Raw genomic sequence first — 18,427 nt, forward strand, 5'->3', positions numbered from 1 at the left:
CTTCTCGGGCTCTCTCGGCGTTCGTGCCAGACCGGGCTCATTGCACTCCGAGTTCCTTGTCGATGAAGTCGAGGACCTGGTCGGTCGTCGCGGCTTCGAGCCGCTCGGCCGCGCTGCCGCCGTTCCGGCTCGGGGCGTGGGCCGCCTTCCACGCGGCCAGCAGCGACTCCAGACGCGCCGTCACCGCGCCGGGGTCGGCCCCTCCGGAGCCGTTCACACCGCCGTTCGCACCGGACGCGGTGAGCGCCGTCAGCGTCTCCTCCAGACCCGTCAGCCGGCTGAGCACGGGCGTGTAGAGGTCGGGCGCCGTCGCCGCCTCCTCCTCGGGGGCCAGTCGGCCGCGCAGATGCTCGGCCAGCGCCACCGGCTCCGGGTAGTCGAAGACGACGGTGGCGGGCAGCCGTACCCCGGTGGCGGCGGTGACGCGGTTGCGCAGCTCGACGGCGGTCAGCGAGTCGAACCCGAGCTCCTTGAACGCCGCGTCGGCCGGTACGGCGTCGGGGTCGGCGTGTCCGAGCACGGTGGCGGCGTGTTTGCGGATCAGATCGGTGAGCAGGCGGCGCTGTTCGGCCGGGGCGAGACCGCCCAGCCGGGCCGCCCAGCCGCCGGGCTCCTCGCCCGCCGCCGCGGTCGGCCGCGCCGCGCCCCCCGGCCCGCCGGAGCGGGCCCCCGCCGCCGACGCCTCCGCGGCCAGGGCGCGCAGCGGCACGGGCAGGGCCGCGAGGGGCTGCGCGGCCAGCGCCCGGGTGTCCAGGCTCAGCGCGAGCAGCGCCGGCCGGCCGTGCTCGACCGCCGCGTCGAACAGCTCCTGCCCCTGCTCGGCGCTGTTCGGAACGATGCCCTGCCGGGCGATCCGCGCCACGTCCGCCTCGGTCAGCCCGCCGGTGAGCCCGCTCGCGGTGGACCACAGGCCCCAGCTCACCGACACGCCCGGCAGACCCTCGGCGTGGCGCCGCTCGACCAGGGCGTCGCAGAAGGCGTTGGCGGCCGCGTAGTTGGCCTGCCCAGGGGTGCCGAGGGTGGACGCGAACGAGGAGAACAACACGAACATGCCCAGCGGCAGCCCGGCCGTCGCGCGGTGCAGATGGGCCGCCGCCGCGGCCTTGGCCGCCCAGGCCTCGGCCATGCGCCGCTCGTCCTGCGCGGGCAGCATCGCGTCCGCCACCACACCCGCCGCGTGGACGACCCCGGTGAGCGGATGCGCCGGGTCGATGCCCGCGACCGCCTCGCCCAGCGCGTCGGCGTCCCCGACGTCCACCGCTGCCACCCGCACCTGCGCGCCGAGCTCGGTGAGCCGGGCCGTCAGCTCCGCCGCGCCCGGGGCGTCGGGGCCGCGCCGCCCGAGCAGCAGCAGATGCCGCGCCCCGCCCGAGCGCACCAGGTGTTCGGCGATCAGACCGCCGAGGGTGCCGGTGCCGCCCGTGATCAGCACCGTGCCGTCCGGGTCCGGCGCGGGCGCCACGTCCAGCACCAGCTTGCCGGTGTGCCGGGCCTGGCTGAGCTGCCGAAGCGCCTGCCTGACCTGGCCGAGCCGCCACGCGGTGACGGGCAGGGGCGTGAACGCGCCGCCGGCGAACCGCTCGCCCACGGCGGCCAGGAGCCGCCCGATGTGCTCGGGGCCGGCGTCCGCGATCAGGTCGAACGCCCGGTACGCCACGGAGTGGTCCCGCGCGACCCGCTCCGGATCGCGTACGTCCGTCTTGCCCATCTCGACCATCCGGCCGCCGGGCGCGAGCAGCCGCAGCGAGGCGTCGGTGAACTCCCCGGCCAGGCTGTTGAGGACGACGTCGACGCCCCGGCCGCCGGTCGCCGCCGAGAACACCGCCTCGAACTCCAGGTCCCGAGAGGACGCCCGGTGTGCGGCGTCCACGCCCATGGCCTCCAGCACCGGGTGCTTCGCGGGGCTCGCCGTGGCGAACACCTCCGCGCCCAGATGCCGGGCCACTTGGACGGCGGCCATGCCCACCCCGCCGGTCGCGCCGTGGATCAGCAGGGTCTCGCCCGGGCGCAGCCCGCCCAGCTCCACCAGGCCGTACCAGGCGGTGAGGAAGGCCACCGGGGCGGCCGCGGCATCCCGCAGGCTCCAGCCGTGCGGCACGGGGGCGACCATCCGGGCATCGGCCACCGCCACAGGGCCGAACGCACCGTCGAACAGGCCCATCACCCGGTCGCCCACGGCCACGCCGGTCACCCCGTCGGACACCTCCACGACGACCCCGGCGCCCTCGTTGCCGATCGACGCCGCGGCGTCCGGGTACATGTCCAGGGCGATCAGCGCGTCGCGGAAGTTGAGACCGGCGGCGCGCACGGCGATCCGCACCTCGCCGGGCGCGAGCGGGGCCGAGGCCTCAGGGCTGGGGGCCGTGGTCAGGTCGTCCGGGCCGGTCTTGCCGGCCACCACCCGCCAGGCCCGCTCGCCCGGAGGGGCCGTCAGCTCCGGCTCGGTGTCCGCCCGGGCCAGCCGGGGCACCAGCGCCCGCCCGCCCCGCAGCGCGAGCTGCGGCTCGTCGGCGCGTAGTGCCTCCCGTACCGCTTCGGCCAGTTCGGTGTCGGCGTCGCGTCCGGCGTCGCAGCGGGTGTCGCCGTCGGTGTCGCAGTCGGTGTCGATGAGGAGGAAACGGCCCGGGTGTTCCGTCTGGGCGCTGCGTACGAGCCCCCACACCGCGGCCGCGGCGGGGTCCACCGGCTCCTCGCCGGCGCCACCGGCCCGCACCGCAGAACGCGTGACCACGGCCAGCCGCGCGCCCTCGGCCACGCTCCCGGCGGCCAGCCACCGCTGAGCCAGCGCCAGTGTCCGGCGCGCGGTGGCCAGGCCCGTGTCCGCCCCCGCCGGGTCCGGTCCGGTCCGCACCGGGGCGACGACGACATCCGGGACGGGGGCGCCGCCGTCCATGGCGTGGAACAGCGCGTCGAGATCGGCGTAACGGGCGGCATCGGCCAGGCCCGGGGGGCCCGGGGCGTCATCGCCCAGCACCGTCAGTGTCACCGGACCAGCCCCGGCCTCGTCAACCGCCGGGGCGGGAAGGGGCGTCCACTCCACGGCGAACAGCCCGTGCGGCCCCCGCGCACGGCTCGCCGCGCGCAGCTGACGGCCGTCGGTCTCGCGGAGCGCGACCGCGTCCGCGGTCAGCACCGGGGCGCCCGTGGCGTCGGCCAGCAGCACCCGCAGCCCGCCCGGCCGAGGCGACAGCCGGACCCTGAGCCGGGTGGCGCCACCCGCCCACAGCCGCACCCCGCTCCAGGCGAACGGGAGCAGCACCGCCCCGCGCCCCGCGTCGGCGCCCGCCGCGGAGGTGTCCAGGTGACCGGTCAGCAGCACCGGCTGCATCGCCGCGTCGAGCAGGGCGGGGTGGATGCCGAAGCCGCCCGCCTGATCCGCCGCCTCCTCGGGCAGCACCACCTCAGCCAGCGTGTCCTCGCCGTCGCGCCATACGCTCCGCAGCCCCCGGAACACCATCCCGTAGCCGTACCCCGCCGCCGCGGCCCGCTCGTAGAAACCCTCGATCGCCACCGGGCGCGCCCCCGGCGGCGGCCACGCCCCGCCCGGCTCCGGCGCCGGGAGCGGCCCGTCCGCACGGGGCAGCAGTGTGCCCACGGCATGGCAGACCCAGGTGTCCGGCCCGCCGGAGTCCTCCTCGGGCCGGGAGAAGATCCGCACCGGACGGCGCCCGTCGCCCTCGGCGGCGTCCACGACCACCTGGACCACCAGCCCGCCCGAGGCGGGAAGCGCCACCGGGACCTGGAGCGCCAGCTCCTCGACGCCGCCGCAGCCCGCCTCGTCGGCCGCCCGCAGCACCCACTCGACCAGCATCGCGCCGGGCAGCAACGGCAGGCCCGCGACGATGTGTTCGGCCGGCCAGCCGCCGCGCGCCGCCTCCGGCAGCCGCCCGCTGAGCAGCAGGCCGCCGTCGGCCAGTCCCACGGCCACCGGGAGCAGCGCGTGTCCGACCGCGGTGAGCCCGGCCCCCGCCACATCGCCGGGACCGGTGCCGCCGCCGGTCGGCAGCCAGTACCGCTCCCGCTGGAAGGCGTACGACGGCAGCGTCACCGCCGTGGGCGCCCCGGCGTACCAGCTCGCCCAGTCGACCGCCACGCCCGCGACATGCGCCTCGGCCAGCGCCCGGCACAGCCGCTCCGGGCCGCCCTCGTCGCGGCGGAGCGTGCCGATGGCCGCGGCCGGGGAGCCGGCCGCCTCGATGCACTCCTGAAGGCCGAGTAGAAGCACGGGATGCGCGCTGACCTCGATGAACACCCGGTAGTCGGCGGCCAGCAGCGCCTGGACCGCCTCGGCGAAACGCACCGGCTGCCGCAGGTTGGTGAACCAGTAGCCGGCGTCGAGGCCGGAGGCGTCCATACGGGCACCGGTCACCGTCGAGTAGAAGGCGACATCGGACGCGGCGTCGGACGTGACACCAGACGCGGCGCCGGACACCCCGGCGAGCACCTCGGCCAACACGTCGGCGATGCCGTCCACCTGCGGGCCGTGCGAGGCGTAGTCCACGTCGATCGCGCGGGCCCGCAACCCGTCGGCCCGGGCGGCGGCCACCAGCTTCGCCACCTGCTCGGGCGGCCCGGACACCACGGTGGACGACGGGCCGTTGACCGCCGCGACCGCCACGTCCGGCGCGTGCAGCGCGGTCAGCTCCTCGGTGCGCTCGACGCCACAGCCCATCGAGGCCATGGCGCCGTGCCCGGCCAGCGACCGCAGCGCCCGCGACCGCAGCGCCACCACCCGGGCGCCGTCCTCCAGCGTCATCGCGCCCGCGACACACGCCGCCGCGATCTCCCCCTGCGAGTGGCCCACCACGGCGGCCGGCACCACGCCGTGCGCCTCCCACACCGCGGCCAGCGACACCATGACCGCCCAGAGCACCGGCTGCACCACATCGACCCGGCCGATGTCGGCCGCGCCCTCCGCGCCGCGCAGCACATCGGTCAGCGACCAGTCGACATGCGCGGCCAGGGCCCGTTCGCACGCGGCGACGCGCGCCGCGAAGACGGGGGAGGAGTCCAGCAGCGCCGCGCCCATGCCGAGCCACTGCGACCCCTGCCCGGGGAACACCATGACCGGGCCCGCGCCCACATCCGCCGCCACGCCCCGCACCACCGCGGGGCCCGGCTCGCCCGCCGCCAGCCCTTCGAGCGCGGCCAGGAGGTCCGGCCGGTCACCGCCCACCACGACGGCCCGGTGCTCGAACGCCGTGCGGCGCGTCGCCAGCGACCACCCCACGTCGGCGGCGCCACTCGCCGCCCCGTCCGCCGTCAGGAAGGCGCCCAGCCGCGCGGCCTGGTCCCGCAGCGCCGCCTCGGTGCGCCCCGAGACGAGCCAGGGCACCACGCTGCTCTCGGCGGTGGCCCGCTGCTCATCTGTTTGACCGTCGGCGTCCGGGGCCTGTTCGAGGATCACATGCGCGTTGGTGCCGGAGACACCGAACGACGACACCGCCGCCCGGCGCGGCCGCTCGGCCACCGGCCAGTCCCGGGGCTCCGTCAGCAGCCGCACCGTGCCACCGCTCCAGTCCACGTGCCGGGTCGGCTCGTCGATGTGCAGGGTCCGGGCCAGCTTGCCGTCCCGCAGCGCCATCACGGTGTTGATCGCGCCTGCGACCCCGGCCGCCGCGTGCGTATGGCCGATGTTCGACTTGATCGAGCCGAGGTGGAGCGGCCGGTCCGCCGGGCGGTCCGCCCCGTACGTGGCGATCAGCGCCTCCGCCTCGATGGGGTCGCCCAGCCGGGTGCCGGTCCCGTGCGCCTCGACCATGTCCACGTCCGCGCCGGACAGGCCGGCTCGCGTCAACGCGTCCCGGATCACGTTCTCCTGGGCGACGTCGTTGGGCGCGGTGAGCCCGTTGCTCGCGCCGTCCTGGTTGATCGCCGAGCCGCGCACCACGGCCAGGACGCGGTGTCCGTTGCGCCGCGCGTCCGACAGCCGCTCCAGCAGCAGCACGCCGGCGCCCTCGGAGAAGCCGGTGCCGTCGGCGGCGGCCGCGAACGGCTTGCACCGGGCGTCGGGCGTCAGCGCCCGCTGCCGGCAGAACTCGGTGAACATCAGCGGCGTGGACAGCACGGTGACCCCGCCCGCGAGCGCCAGGGAGCACTCGCCCTGCCGCAGGGCCTGCCCCGCCAGATGGATGGCCACCATCGACGACGAGCACGCGGTGTCCACGGTGACCGCGGGTCCCTCGAAGCCGAAGGTGTACGCGACGCGGCCGGAGATGACGCTGGTGAGGCTGCCCGTGGTGGCGTAGCCCTCGAAGCCCTCCGGGATCCGCGGCAGGCCGGAGATGTAGTCCTCGCTGGACACCCCCACGTAGACGCCGGTCCGGCTGGCGCGCAGGGCGCCGGGCACCACCCCGGCGGACTCCAGCGCCTCCCACGACAGTTCGAGGAGCAGCCGCTGCTGCGGGTCCATCGCCAGCGCCTCGCGCGGGCTGATCCCGAAGAACCCCGCGTCGAAACGGTCGACATCGTGCAGGAAGCCGCCCTGGCTCACATAGCTGGTGCCGAAGTTGGCGGGATCCGGGTGGAAGAGGCCGTCCAGGTCCCAGCCGCGGTCGGTGGGGAAGTCGCCGATCGCGTCGCCGCCCGACAGCACGAGGCGCCGCAGGTCCTCGGGGGACCGCACCCCGCCGGGGAAGCGGCAGGCCATGCCGACGACCGCGACCGGCTCCTGCTCCCCCTCCTCCAGCTCCCGCAGACGGGTCCTGGCGTCGTGCAACTCGGTGGTGACCCGGCGCAGGTACTCGACCAGTTTCTCTTCGCTGACCATGTCGTCACCTGCCTTCAGTGGGAGGGGCGCGGACGTGCGTCGGAGAGCACGCCGAGCTCGTTGTCGATGAAGTCGAGGATTTCGGCGGCCGTGGCGGACGCCAGCTTGTCCGCGGCGTCGAGCGTGGTTCCGTTGCCGTTGCCGTTGTGCGGAGTGTCCTGTGCGCTGTTCGGGGTGTCGGGAGCGAGCTGCTGCTCGATACGGCGGGCCAGCGCCTCCGGCGTGGGGTGCCGGAAGATGACGGCGGCGGGCAGCCGCAGCCCGCTGGCCGCCACCAGCCGGTCGCGCAGCTCGACGGCGGTCATCGAGTCGAAGCCCAGCTCCTTGAACGACGAGTCGCCGCGTACGGCCTTGGGGTCGCCCTGCCCGAGCACCGCGGCGGCGTGGTCGCGCACCAGCTCCAGGACGGCGCGGCGCCGTTCGGCGGGCCCGAGGCCGACCAGCCGGCTCGTCAGGTCGGCGGTGCGGCCCGGGGCCGCGGCCACCGGCCGGACCGGCGCCCGGTCACCCGCACCCACGGCGAGTGCGCGCAGCGCGGTCGGCAACTCATGGGCGGGACGGGCGGCCAGGGCCCGGACCCGGATGTCGGCCACCACCAGCCCGGGGCGGTCGGCGTGGCAGGCCGCCCGGAGCAGCGCCGACCCGCGGTCCGCGCCGAGCACCCCCGCCCAGCGCCCGCCGGAGCCCGCACCGGAACCCGCCCCGGAACCGGCATCGGCACCTACGGCAGCGGCCCACGGCCCGAACGCCACCGCGAGGCCGGGCAGCCCGGCCCGGCGCCGCGCCGCCATCACGGCGTCGCAGAACGCACCGGCAGCGGCCCGTTCGGGGGACACCGGTCCGCCCCAGGTCACGGCGGCGTCCGACAGGGTGACGAACCGGACCGACGGCAGTCCGGCGGTGGCCCGGTGCAACGCCGACACCGCCCCGGCCACCGCGGCCCACTCTCGTACTGTGTCCTCTGTCGATTCGACGGTGGCGGACAGCCCCGCGACGTGGACGACTCCGGTCAGCGGATGGGCCGGCTCGACCCGCGCCACCACCCGTTCCAGCGCGGCGGTGTCGAGCGGGTCGACCGTGACCACGCGCACCCGCGCACCCCACCGCTCCTCACCGCTCCCGCCCTCGTCCGTACTCTCCGCGCCGCCGAAGCGGACCAGCAGCAGTCGCCGGACGCCTTCGGTGCGGGCCAGATGCTCGGCGACGGCCTCGGCGAGCGGGCTTCCGGCGTCGTCCGTGACGAGGACCGTGCCCTCCGGGTCGAACGCCCCGTCGCCCGGCGCCGCGGCGGAGCGCGTCAGGCGTGGCGCGAGCAGCGTGTCCCCGCGCAGCGCGACCCTCGGCTCGTCGAGCGCGGCCGCCCGCGCCACGGCCGCCGGACCCGCCTTGGCGCCGATGCCGGTGTCGGTGTCCGTGTCGATGAGTACGAAGCGGCCCGGGTGTTCGGCCTGGACACCGCTCGCGTATCCCCAGGCCGCTGCCGCGGCCGGGTCCACCGGATCGCCCTCGGTGCCGTCGGGCGCCACCGCGCCCCGGGTGAGCACCGCGAGTCGGCTGACCGCCAGCCGCGGCTCGGCACACCAGCCGCGCAGCAGCGCCGCGACGCCCCGTACGGCGGACAGTGCCGCCTGGTCCGGGGCGGCCCCGGGGTGAGCGGCCGGTGTCCGCCACAGCACCAAGGACGGCGCGGGCGCTCCGGCGTCCAGCGCGGCCAGCAGCGCCGGAAGGTCCGCGTACCGATCGGCGTTCGCCTCGGCCGACTCCGACTCCGACTCCGTCAGCGCCTCGCCCAACATGGCCACCCGCCCTGGGTCGTCCTCGGCGCCGGAGGGCTCCGCGGGGGCCACCGCGGTCCAGCCGACGGCGAAGAGACCACCCGCGGCGGCCCCGCTCGCCTCGCGCATCTGCCGTACGCCGCGCGGGCGCAGCACCACCGACGCGACGCTGAGCACGGGCGCCCCGGCCGGGTCGGACACCTCGATCCGCAGTTCGCGCTCGTCCTCGACATCCCCGCTGTCCTCGTCCAACGGCGACAGCCGGACCCGCACGGCGCGCGCCCCGGTCGCCCACAGCCGGACCCCGCTCCACGCGAACGGCAGCCACACCCGGGCCTCAGCGTCGTCGGGGGCGGTCAGCAGCGCGGGCTGCAACGCGGCGTCCAGCAGCACCGGGTGGATGCCGAACCCGGCCGTGTCCTCGCCACCTTCACCGCCCTCACCGCTCTCACCGGCATCGTCGGGCAGCGCCACGTCGGCGACCAGGTCGGCGCCGTCCCGCCACAGCGCCCGTACGCCGCGCAGCGCGGGCCCGTAGCCGTAGCCGCGCCGCTCGGCCCGCTCGTACAGCTCCGCCGGATCCAGGGCCTCGGCGCCCGCGGGCGGCCACGGGACGACCGGCGTCCCGGCCGCCGCCGGGCCGGACCGGCCCCCGGGGACCAGCGACCCCACCGCGTGACACATCCATTCCCCACCGACGTCGGCGGGCCGGGACGAGATCCGTATCCCACGGCGGCCGGACTCGTCCGGCGCCGCGATCGCGACCTGCGCCAACACGCCCCCGGGCGCCCCCGACAGCTCCAGCGGCGCACGCAGCAGCAGCTCCTCCAGCGATGCCCCGCCCGCCTCGTCGGCGGCCAGCAGCGCCCAGTCGACCAGGACTGCGCCTGGCACCAGCCCGACACCCGCCACGGTGTGGCCGTTGAGCCAGGCCGTGTCCTCGGGCAGCCGTCCGTTGAGCACCAGGCCGCCGTCGGCCAGTTCGACCGCCGAGGACAGCAGCGGGTGTCCGGCCGGGCGGGTCCCGGCCCCGGCGGCCAGCCGCTCGCGGCGGCCCTGGTCCGGCGTCAGCCAGTAACGCCGCCGCTGGAACGGATAGGTGGGCAGCGCGACCGTACGCGGCCGGCGGCGCTCGCCGTCGGCGAACCAGCGGCTCCAGTCGACCGCGAGCCCCGCCGCGAAGCCGTCACCCAGCGCGCGCGCCACCTGATCCGGGCCGCCCTGGTCCCGGCGCAGCGTCGGCACGGTGGCCGCGGCGACATCGGCCTCCTCGAAGCACTCCCGCAGCGCGGGAATCAGCACCGGGTGGGGGCTGACCTCGATGAACACGCGGTATCCGGCGTCCAGCAGGGTGTCGATCGCCGGTGCGAACCGCACCGGCTGCCGCAGGTTGGTGAACCAGTAGTCGGCGTCCAGCTCCTCCGTCGCCTGCCGGGCGGCGGTGACGGCGGAGTAGAAGGCGGCGCCCGAGGCGCGCGGCGCGAGGGCCGCCAGGTCGGCGCGGATCGTGTCGGCGAGCCGGTCGACCTGCGGGCCGTGCGAGGCGTAGTCCACGTCGATCGTCCGGGCCCGGTGGCCGGCCGCCTCACACGCGGCCACCACCGCGGCGACCTGGTCGGCGGGCCCCGACACCACCGTGGAGTACGGCCCGTTGAACACCGCCACCGTCACCTCGGCGGCCGCCGCGCCCCGGTCCGCGAGGAAGCGCTCGGCCTCCTCGGCGCTCAGCGCGACCGAGGCCATGGTGCCGTGGCCGGCGAGCGCGCGCAGGGCCCGGGAGCGGAGCGCCACCACCCGGGCGCCGTCCCGCAGGGACAGGCCCCCGGCGACACAGGCGGCGGCGATCTCGCCCTGCGAGTGTCCGACCACCGCGGCGGGCGCCACGCCGAAGCTCTCCCAGACGGCGGCGAGCGACACCATCACCGCCCACAGGCAGGGCTGGAGGACATCGACCCGCGACGGCTCCGGCGCCCCCGGCGCGCCGCGCAGCACGGCGGTGAGCGACCAGTCAACGAACTCGCCGAGCGCCGCCTCGCACTCGGCGACGCGCGCCGCGAAGACGGGGGAGGAGTCCAGCAGTTCCACGCCCATGCCGCGCCACTGCGAACCCTGCCCGGGGAACACCATGACCGGGCCCGGCGCGGCCCCCGCGGAGACGGCGGCGGCCGGCGGTCCGTCCGCCACCGCTCGCAGCGCGGACAGCAGCTCGTCCCGGTCCGCGCCGCTGACCACGGCGCGGTGCCGGTCCGGCGACCGCGTGGTGGCCAGCGACCACCCCACGTCCACCGGGGAGGGCGAGGCGCCGTCGGACACCCACTCGGCCAGGCGCCCGGCCTGGGCGCGCAGCGCCTCGGCGGTACGCGCGGACAGCACCCAGGGCACCACGCCACCCTCGGAAGGGGTCTCCGTCGGGGGCAGTTCGGGCTGTTCGGGGGCTTGTTCGAGGATGAGGTGGGCGTTGGTGCCGGAGATGCCGAAGGAGGAGACGGCGGCGCGGCGGGGCCGGTCGGTGTCGGGCCACTGGGTGGCCTCGGTGAGGAGGCGGACGTTTCCGGTGGCCCAGTCGACGTGCGGGCTGGGCGCGTCGACATGCAGGGTGGCGGGTAGTCGGCCGTGGCGCAGGGCCATCACCATCTTGATGACACCCGCGACACCCGCCGCCGCCTGGGTGTGGCCAAGGTTGGACTTGATGGACCCGAGCCACAGGGGCCGGTCCTCGGGGCGGTTCTGCCCGTAGGTGGCCAGGAGGGCCTGTGCCTCGATCGGGTCGCCCAGCGTGGTCCCCGTGCCGTGGGCCTCGACCGCGTCCACGTCCGCCGGGTCCACCCCGGCCGTGGCCAGGGCCTGGCGGATGACGCGCTGCTGGGAGGGGCCGTTCGGGGCGGAGAGGCCGTTGCTCGCGCCGTCCTGGTTCACCGCCGAGCCACGGATGACGGCGAGCACCTGGTGGCCGTTGCGGCGGGCGTCGGAGAGGCGTTCCAGCAGGACGAGCCCGGCGCCCTCGCTCCAGCCCGTGCCGTCGGCCGCGGCGGCGAACGGCTTGCACCGCCCGTCCGGGGCCAGGCCGCGCTGCCGGGAGAAGGAGGTGAACATGCCGGGCGTGGCCATCACCGTGGCCCCGCCCGCGAGCGCCAGGTCGCACTCGCCCTGCCGCAGCGCCTGCGCGGCGAGGTGCAGCGCCACCAGCGACGACGAACACGCCGTGTCCACCGTGAGCGCCGGTCCCTCCAGGCCGAGGGTGTAGGCCACCCGGCCGGAGGCCACGCTCGGTGTGGAGCCGGTCAGCAGATGCCCGTCGATCTCGGCGCTGGCCTCGTGCAGCCGTGGTCCGTAGTCCACGGCCGTCGCCCCCACGAAGACGCCGGTCGCGCTGCCGCCCAGCGAGGTCGGGGGGATGCCGGCCCGTTCCAGCAGCTCCCAGGAGAGTTCGAGCAGGATGCGCTGCTGCGGATCCATGGCCAGCGCCTCGCGCGGGCTGATCCCGAAGAACTCCGCGTCGAAGTCCCCCGCGTCGTGGAGAAAGCCGCCCCGGCCCGTCGCGCTGCCGCCGCTGCCGCTGTTGCTGTCCGGGTCCTGGCCGAACAGCTCGGCCAGGTCCCAGCCCCGGTCGCCCGGGAACTCGCCCACGGCGTCGGTGCCTTCGTCCACCAGCCGCCACAGCGCCTCGCCGGAGTCGGCCCCGCCCGGGTAGCGGCAGCTGACGGCCACCACGGCGATGGGGTCGTCGGCCGTGGCCGACCGGCGCGTCGGGGTGAGGGCGGGGACGGGGGTGTTGGCCGGCCGCCCCTCGCGGGCCGCGCGCAGCCAGGCGGCCACGGCGTTCGGCGTGGGGTGGTCGAAGGTGAGGGTGGCGGGCAGGGGGATCCGCGTGGCCGCGCTGAGGCGTTCGCTCAGCTCCGTGGCGGCCAGCGAGTCGAAGCCGAGCTGTTTGAAGGTCAGGCTCGGGTCGATGCCGTCGGGGCTGTCGTGTCCCAGCACCAGGGCCGCGTGCGTACGGACGAGGGCGAGCGGCTCGCCGGGGGAGCCTCCATTGTCGGCGGAGGTGTCGGCCGGAGTGGAGTGGGGGGTGGCACCTGAACCCGATGACAAAGCCGGAGCCTCGTCCAGGGCGTCGTTCAAGGTGCCGTCGGGCCAGTGGCGTTCGCGCTGGAAGGCGTAGGTCGGCAGGGCCACCCGCCGGGGCTCGTGCCCGGCGAAGCCCGCCGCCCAGTCGACGGCCACGCCTCGTACGTGCGCCTGGGCCATCGCCGCCACGAAGCTGTGCGCCTCCGGCCGTTCGCGGCGCTGCACCGCCACCGCCGCCGGCCGGGGCGCGTCGCCCGCCCAGGCCGCGGCGCTCTCCCGCGCCATGCCCGTCAGCGAGGCGTCGGGGCCGAGTTCCAGGAAGGTGGTGACCCCCGCGTCGCACAAGTCCCGCACACCGGAGTCGAACCGCACGGCCTGCCGCGCGTGGTCGGCCCAGTAGTCGGGCGAGCGCAGCTGGGCGTCGGTGGCCGGCCGGCCGGTCACGTTCGACACGACGGGGATGGCGGGCGCGGCGAAGGTGAGCCCGGCCGCGACCGCGCGCAGCTCCCCGAGCACGCCGTCCAGGTGCGGGGAGTGGAAGGCGTGGCTGACCTTCAGCACGGTGGCCTTGCGGCCCCGCTCCCGCCACGCGGCGGTGGCCGCCACCACGGCGTCGCGGTCGCCGGAGACCACCACGGAGGCGGGTGCGTTGACGGCCGCGAGGCCCACCCGTCCGCCGTGTGCCTCCAGTGCGTGCCCGGCCTCCTCGGCGGTCGCCTGCCAGGCGGCCATCGCCCCCGGGACGGCGATCGACTGCATGAGGCGGCCCCGGGTCGCCACCAGCGCGCAGGCGTCGGGCAGCGAGAACACCCCGGCCACGTGCGCGGCCGTGATCTCGCCGACCGAGTGGCCCATCAGATGGTCGGGCGTGAGGCCCCACGACGTCACCAGGCGGTAGAGGGCCACCTCGAACGCGAACAGCGCGGGCTGGGTGTACTCGGTCCGGTCCAGCGCAGCCTCGGCACCCGGCCTCGCCTCGGCGAACATGACGTCCAGCAGCGGGGTGTCGAGCCAGGGGTCCAGATGCGCGCACACGTCGCGCAGCGCGGCGCCGAAGACCGGGTACGCCGCGCAGAGCTCGCGGCCCATGCCGGGGCGCTGGCTGCCCTGGCCGCTGAACAGGAACGCGACCCGGCCGCCGCCCGCGCGGCCACGGAACACCCCCGTCGCCTCCGCCCCGGCGGCCAGTGCGTCGAGACGACCGAGGAGTTCACCGCCGTCGGTGCCCGTGCCCGTGCCCGTGCCCCTGCCCGTGCCTGGGCCCGGGCCCAGGCCCAGGCCCGTGCCCAGGACGACGGCCCGGTGGGGGAACGCCGTCCGCGTCGTGGCGAGCGCGTGGCCGACGTCCACCGGGTGCAGCCCGGGGTGGGCGCGCAGGTGTTCGCGCAGCGCGGCGGCCTGGGCCGGCAGGGCTTCCGCGCTCGCCGCCGAGACGACCCACGGCGTGACGGGCGGGGTGGTGCGTGCGGACGCGTCCCCGGGCGGTGGCGGCGTCGGCCGCGCCGATGCCGTGGCCGGGGCGGGCGGCTCGGCCAGGACGACATGGCAGTTGGTGCCGCCCATGCCGAAGGAGCTGACCCCGGCGGTGAGCCGTCGCCGCTCGTCCGGCCAGGGCCCGAGCTCGGTCTGGACGCGCAGGCCGAGCTCGTCCAGCGGGATGTCCGGGTTGGGGGTGGCGAAGTTGAGACTCGGCGGAAGCCGCCGGTGATGGATGCTCAGGGCCGTCTTCAGCAGCCCCGCGATGCCCGCGGCGGCCTCCAGGTGGCCCACGTTGGTCTTGACCGAGCCGACCCGCAGCGGGGTGTCCGCCGGGCGCCGCCCCCGGAGCGCGGCGCCGAGCGCGGCGGCCTCGATCGGGTCGCCGACGGGTGTGCCGGTGCCGTGGAGTTCGACGTACTGCGGTTCGGCGGGTGCCACTCCGGCCGCCTGCCACGCCTGCCGCACCACATCCGTCTGCGCCTCGGCGCTCGGCCGGGTCAGCCCGTCGGTGGCGCCGTCGTTGTTGACGGCGCTGCCCTCGATCACGCAGTACACCGGGTCGCCGTCCCTGACGGCCGCGGCCAGCGGTTTGAGGAGCAGCATGCCGCCGCCCTCGCCGCGTACGAAGCCGTTGGCGCGCGCGTCGAAGGTGTAGCAGCGGCCGTCCGGTGAGAGGCCCTGGAACTGGGCCTCGGCCACCCGCATGCTCTCCTCGGCGAGGATCAGGTTCACCCCGCCGGCCAGCGCCAGGTCGGCCTCCCCCCGGCGCAGGCTCTCGCAGGCCAGGTGCACGGCGACCAGCCCGGAGGACTGCGCCGCGTCCACCGTGAGACTCGGGCCGCGCAGGCCCAGGCGGTGGGAGATCCGGTTGGCGATGATGCCGCGGTGCAGACCCGTCATCGTGTGACGGGTGATGTCATGGGGCCGCTGCCGGTGGAGGAGCGTGGCGTAGTCGTCCCAGATGGCGCCGGTGAACACGGCGGTGCGGCCGTCCGCCAGGGTGTCGGGGCCGAAACCGGCGTCCTCCATGGCCTCCCAGGCCAGTTCGAGCATCAGCCGCTGCTGTGGATCCATCGCCACGGCCTCGCGCGGCGAGATGCCGAAGAACCCCGCGTCGAAGGTGTCGACGCGCTCCAGGAGCCCGGCGAAGTACGGCGCGGAGCCGGGCCGCGCGGGCAGGCGGCCGGCCGGTACGGGAACGACGGCGCTCCCGCCCGTGCTCAGCAGACCCCAGAACGCCTCCGGGTCGGGGGCGTTCGGCAGTCGACAGGCCAGGCCCACGATCGCGACGGGAGAGTTCGCCTGCGGTGAGCGGGTCGGGCTGCTCCCGGCCATGAAACCCCCATACCTGAATTGCAAAACCGCTGGTTATGGCTCGCGACATGCCCCGAACGGTGTTCATTCTGGGAATCCGGCCTAAAGTTGATCTAACCGAAAGCACTCCGGGCGGGTTGACTGCGGGGTTGACCGCGCCAGGGTAAAGATCGCGTCGATGATCTGCCGCACCGGGGCCCGACACCAGGTGATCGCGGCCCGAGCAGCCGGGGCGGCGACGGTCACTGGTCGATGAATCGCCGTATATGCCCATTTGGTTGTCGGTAGATCGACCCTCACACTGCCGCGCCGTGCGCCGTTAGGATGCGGCGATGCTGTTTTCTCTGCGAGCGCTGTTGCCGATTGTTCCGCCGTCAGCGCCAATCGGCGTCCCCGGCGCCGGCCGCAGTGGTGCACGATGATTCAGCGCACCCGCCGATCGCAAAGCGTCCGTCGATCTTCATAGCCGAGAAGCCCACTCTCACCCGACGCCAATATCGAACTGGGGGCAATGTTGTATCCGCGTGTAAAGTGCAGACGTGGCTTCGTTCTGGCTAAGCTGTCCACGGCGTGGGTAAGACGTCACCACTGAGGTCCGAAGCGCTACCATAAAGGCTTCGGGCCGTCTTGTGTATGGTCGACAGGTTCGAACATAAAATCGGGGTGAATTTCGAATGCTGACCAAATTCGAACGCAATGGTGAGTGCCCCAGGGCCGGCGTGGCGCCGACCACGGCGGGGGGTCGCGCGTCATGAGGTACGAGATACTCTGCCCGCTGCGCGTCGTGGACGGCACGTCCACGACCTCGCTCAGCGCCCGGAAGATCGAGGTGCTGCTGGCCGCTCTGCTGGTGCGTGCGGACGACGTGGTGAGCAGTGAGGATCTCGTGAAGGAGATCTGGGGTACTCGCGCACCGCGTCAGGCCGTGGCCACGCTCCACGTCTATGTGTCCCAGCTCCGCAAGTTCCTCAGGCGTTCCGCCGACCGGACCGAGAGCCCCATCGTGACCGCGCGCAGCGGCTATGTGCTGCGTCTCGGCGCGGATGAACTGGACTTCCACGTCTTCCAGGACCTGGTGCGCCAGGGCCGGTCCGCGCGGCGGGCCGGGCGCACCCAGGAGGCGTGCGAGGCGTACGAGGAGGGGCTCGACCTCTGGCGCGGCCCGGTGCTCGAGGACCTGCGTGACGGGGCCATCGTCAACGGCTTCGTGTGCTGGGCCGAGCAGGCCCGGCTGGAATGTGTCGAGTCGTTCGTGGACGCCGGCCTGGAAATCGGCCGCCACCGTGAATTCGTCAGCTATCTCTATGCGCGGATCGAGGAGCTTCCGCTGCACGAGGCGTTCTACCGGCAGCTCATGCTGGCGCTCTACCGTTCGGGGTGCAGAGCGGACGCCCTGAGCGTCTATCAGTCGGCGCGGACGGTCCTGGGGGAGGAACTCGGGCTGGAGCCGTCCGCCACTCTCAAGCGGCTGCATCACGCCGTGCTCGTCGATGCGCCGGAGCTCGAAGCCGCCTAGCCGGCGAAGTGGTGCGGAGTAACGCCGAGGTAAATTCAGTGCCGACCGAGTACAGGGGGAAATTCAGTGCGGTACGAGATTTTAGGACCTCTCCACGTCGTCGATGAAAAGGGCAGTTCACTGCTCAGAGCGCAGAAACTCGCCACGGTTCTCGCGGTTCTGCTGATCCGCTCGGATCAGGTTGTCGTGGCGGATCAGCTCACGAGGGAGATCTGGGGCGAGCTGCCCCCGCGGCGGACCACCGCGAGCATCTACGTCTGCATTTCGCGGCTCCGCAAGTTCCTGAGCCGGCCCGGCCAGCCGGATCCCATCGTCACGCGTCCCGGTGGATATATGCTGCGCCGGGCGTCGAGCGAATGTGATTTCGATGTCTTCCAGCGTCTGGTCGCGGACGGCCGCAAGCGCCTCAGGGGCGGGGAGCCCGCGGCGGCGGCCGCCCGCTTCGAGCAGGCCCTGGCGCTGTGGCGGGGCCCGGCGTTCGGCAATGTCCAGCCGGGGCCGATCATGGCGGGCTTCCTCAAGCGGCTCGCCGAGATGCGCATCGAGTGCGCGGAGATGTCCGCGGAGGCCCAGCTCGAACTGGGCCGCCATCAGGAGCTGGTCGGCCGGCTGCGGTCCCTCGTCGACGAGTTCCCGCTCCGGGAGACGTTCTACGGCCAGCTGATGCTGGCCCTCTACCGCTCCGACCGGAAGTCCGAGGCGCTCGGCATATACGAGTCCGCCCGGCGCGTCCTCGACCGTGAGCTGGGGCTCGAACCCGGGCGGAAGCTCAGAGAGCTCCGCCACACCGTGCTCGCCTCGACCTGACGGAGCGGGCCGGCGGTGACCCGGGCCCCGGCCCCGTCCGCCCGTCTGGCTGTCCGTCCGCCCGGTCGGCCGGCCCGAACTCGCCGGGGGCCTCCCGCGCACGGCGCGGGCGAGCCCACCGGCGATGATTCCGGGCCCCGGGTCATTCGGCGACGTAGGTCCGGCGAATCCACTCGAAGACCCGCAGGTGCTGCCCCTGGTGCTCCTCGAACCGAGCTGTGGGCCGGAAGTGTTCGTAGGCGTTGCCGACGAGGAGCTTCAAGGTCGAGTCGGTGTCGTGGACATACCGCGCGCACGACTGATCGGTCAGCTGCGTGGGACCCCCGCGCAGGATGGCATTGGGTGCGGATGTGGGCATAAGCGACTGCATTCCCTTCGCTATACATTTCAAGAGAAGGTTGGCATGAGGTGAAAGCGCGCCGATGTGTGACAAACTCCTTGTTCACCAAGGTCTTGTGGGGGCCCGACATGGGTGAGATGGCAGATCGCCCCGACCTGCTCCCCCGGACCCGCTGCGCCTGGTCCAGCGTAGACGCGCAGGGTCATGCGGTGTGAGGGTCGTTCGACCGACAAAACGACGACAAAAGAGGTTCCCTCCCTCACGGATCGTGAGGTTCCCGCCATCGCCGTGTCACACAGACGGTCGCCGAGGATGGATGACCCATGCCGCTTCCCTCACTTCCGCTCCGCGTCCAGCTGCCG

The 18,427-nt window shown here is 74.8% G+C and carries 5 protein-coding genes; 2 read left to right on the top strand and 3 right to left on the bottom strand.

Going from position 1 to position 18,427, the window contains the following annotated elements:
* Positions 1 to 37 precede the first annotated feature (37 nt).
* Together ABTY62_RS34335 and ABTY62_RS34340 are read right to left on the bottom strand one after the other, a co-directional pair.
* Positions 38 to 6,787: an SDR family NAD(P)-dependent oxidoreductase gene (locus ABTY62_RS34335; protein ID WP_502997580.1), complete on the bottom strand. Its 6,750-nt coding sequence runs from the start codon at positions 6,785 to 6,787 to the stop codon at positions 38 to 40.
* On the bottom strand, positions 6,784 to 15,423 hold the full coding sequence (locus ABTY62_RS34340; protein ID WP_352133326.1) for a type I polyketide synthase: 8,640 nt from the start codon (positions 15,421 to 15,423) through the stop codon (positions 6,784 to 6,786). The genes ABTY62_RS34335 and ABTY62_RS34340 overlap by 4 nt, the downstream gene beginning before the upstream one ends.
* Before the next feature lie 730 nt (positions 15,424 to 16,153).
* Between ABTY62_RS34340 and ABTY62_RS34345 the strand changes: the two genes are divergently transcribed.
* Both ABTY62_RS34345 and ABTY62_RS34350 read left to right on the top strand, forming a co-directional pair.
* Positions 16,154 to 16,918: an AfsR/SARP family transcriptional regulator gene (locus ABTY62_RS34345; protein ID WP_352133327.1), complete on the top strand. Its 765-nt coding sequence runs from the start codon at positions 16,154 to 16,156 to the stop codon at positions 16,916 to 16,918.
* A gap of 66 nt (positions 16,919 to 16,984) precedes the next feature.
* Positions 16,985 to 17,725: an AfsR/SARP family transcriptional regulator gene (locus ABTY62_RS34350; RefSeq protein WP_352133328.1), complete on the top strand. Its 741-nt coding sequence runs from the start codon at positions 16,985 to 16,987 to the stop codon at positions 17,723 to 17,725.
* 142 nt (positions 17,726 to 17,867) lie between these two features.
* Here ABTY62_RS34350 and ABTY62_RS34355 read toward each other — a convergent pair whose 3' ends face one another.
* The gene (locus ABTY62_RS34355; protein ID WP_352133329.1) at positions 17,868 to 18,083 is read right to left on the bottom strand and encodes a DUF5988 family protein; all 216 of its coding nucleotides are present in this window, start codon (positions 18,081 to 18,083) and stop codon (positions 17,868 to 17,870) included.
* Positions 18,084 to 18,427: the final 344 nt, after the last annotated feature.

Source organism: Streptomyces sp. NPDC097640 (assembly GCF_040302705.1).
GTDB lineage: Bacteria > Actinomycetota > Actinomycetes > Streptomycetales > Streptomycetaceae > Streptomyces.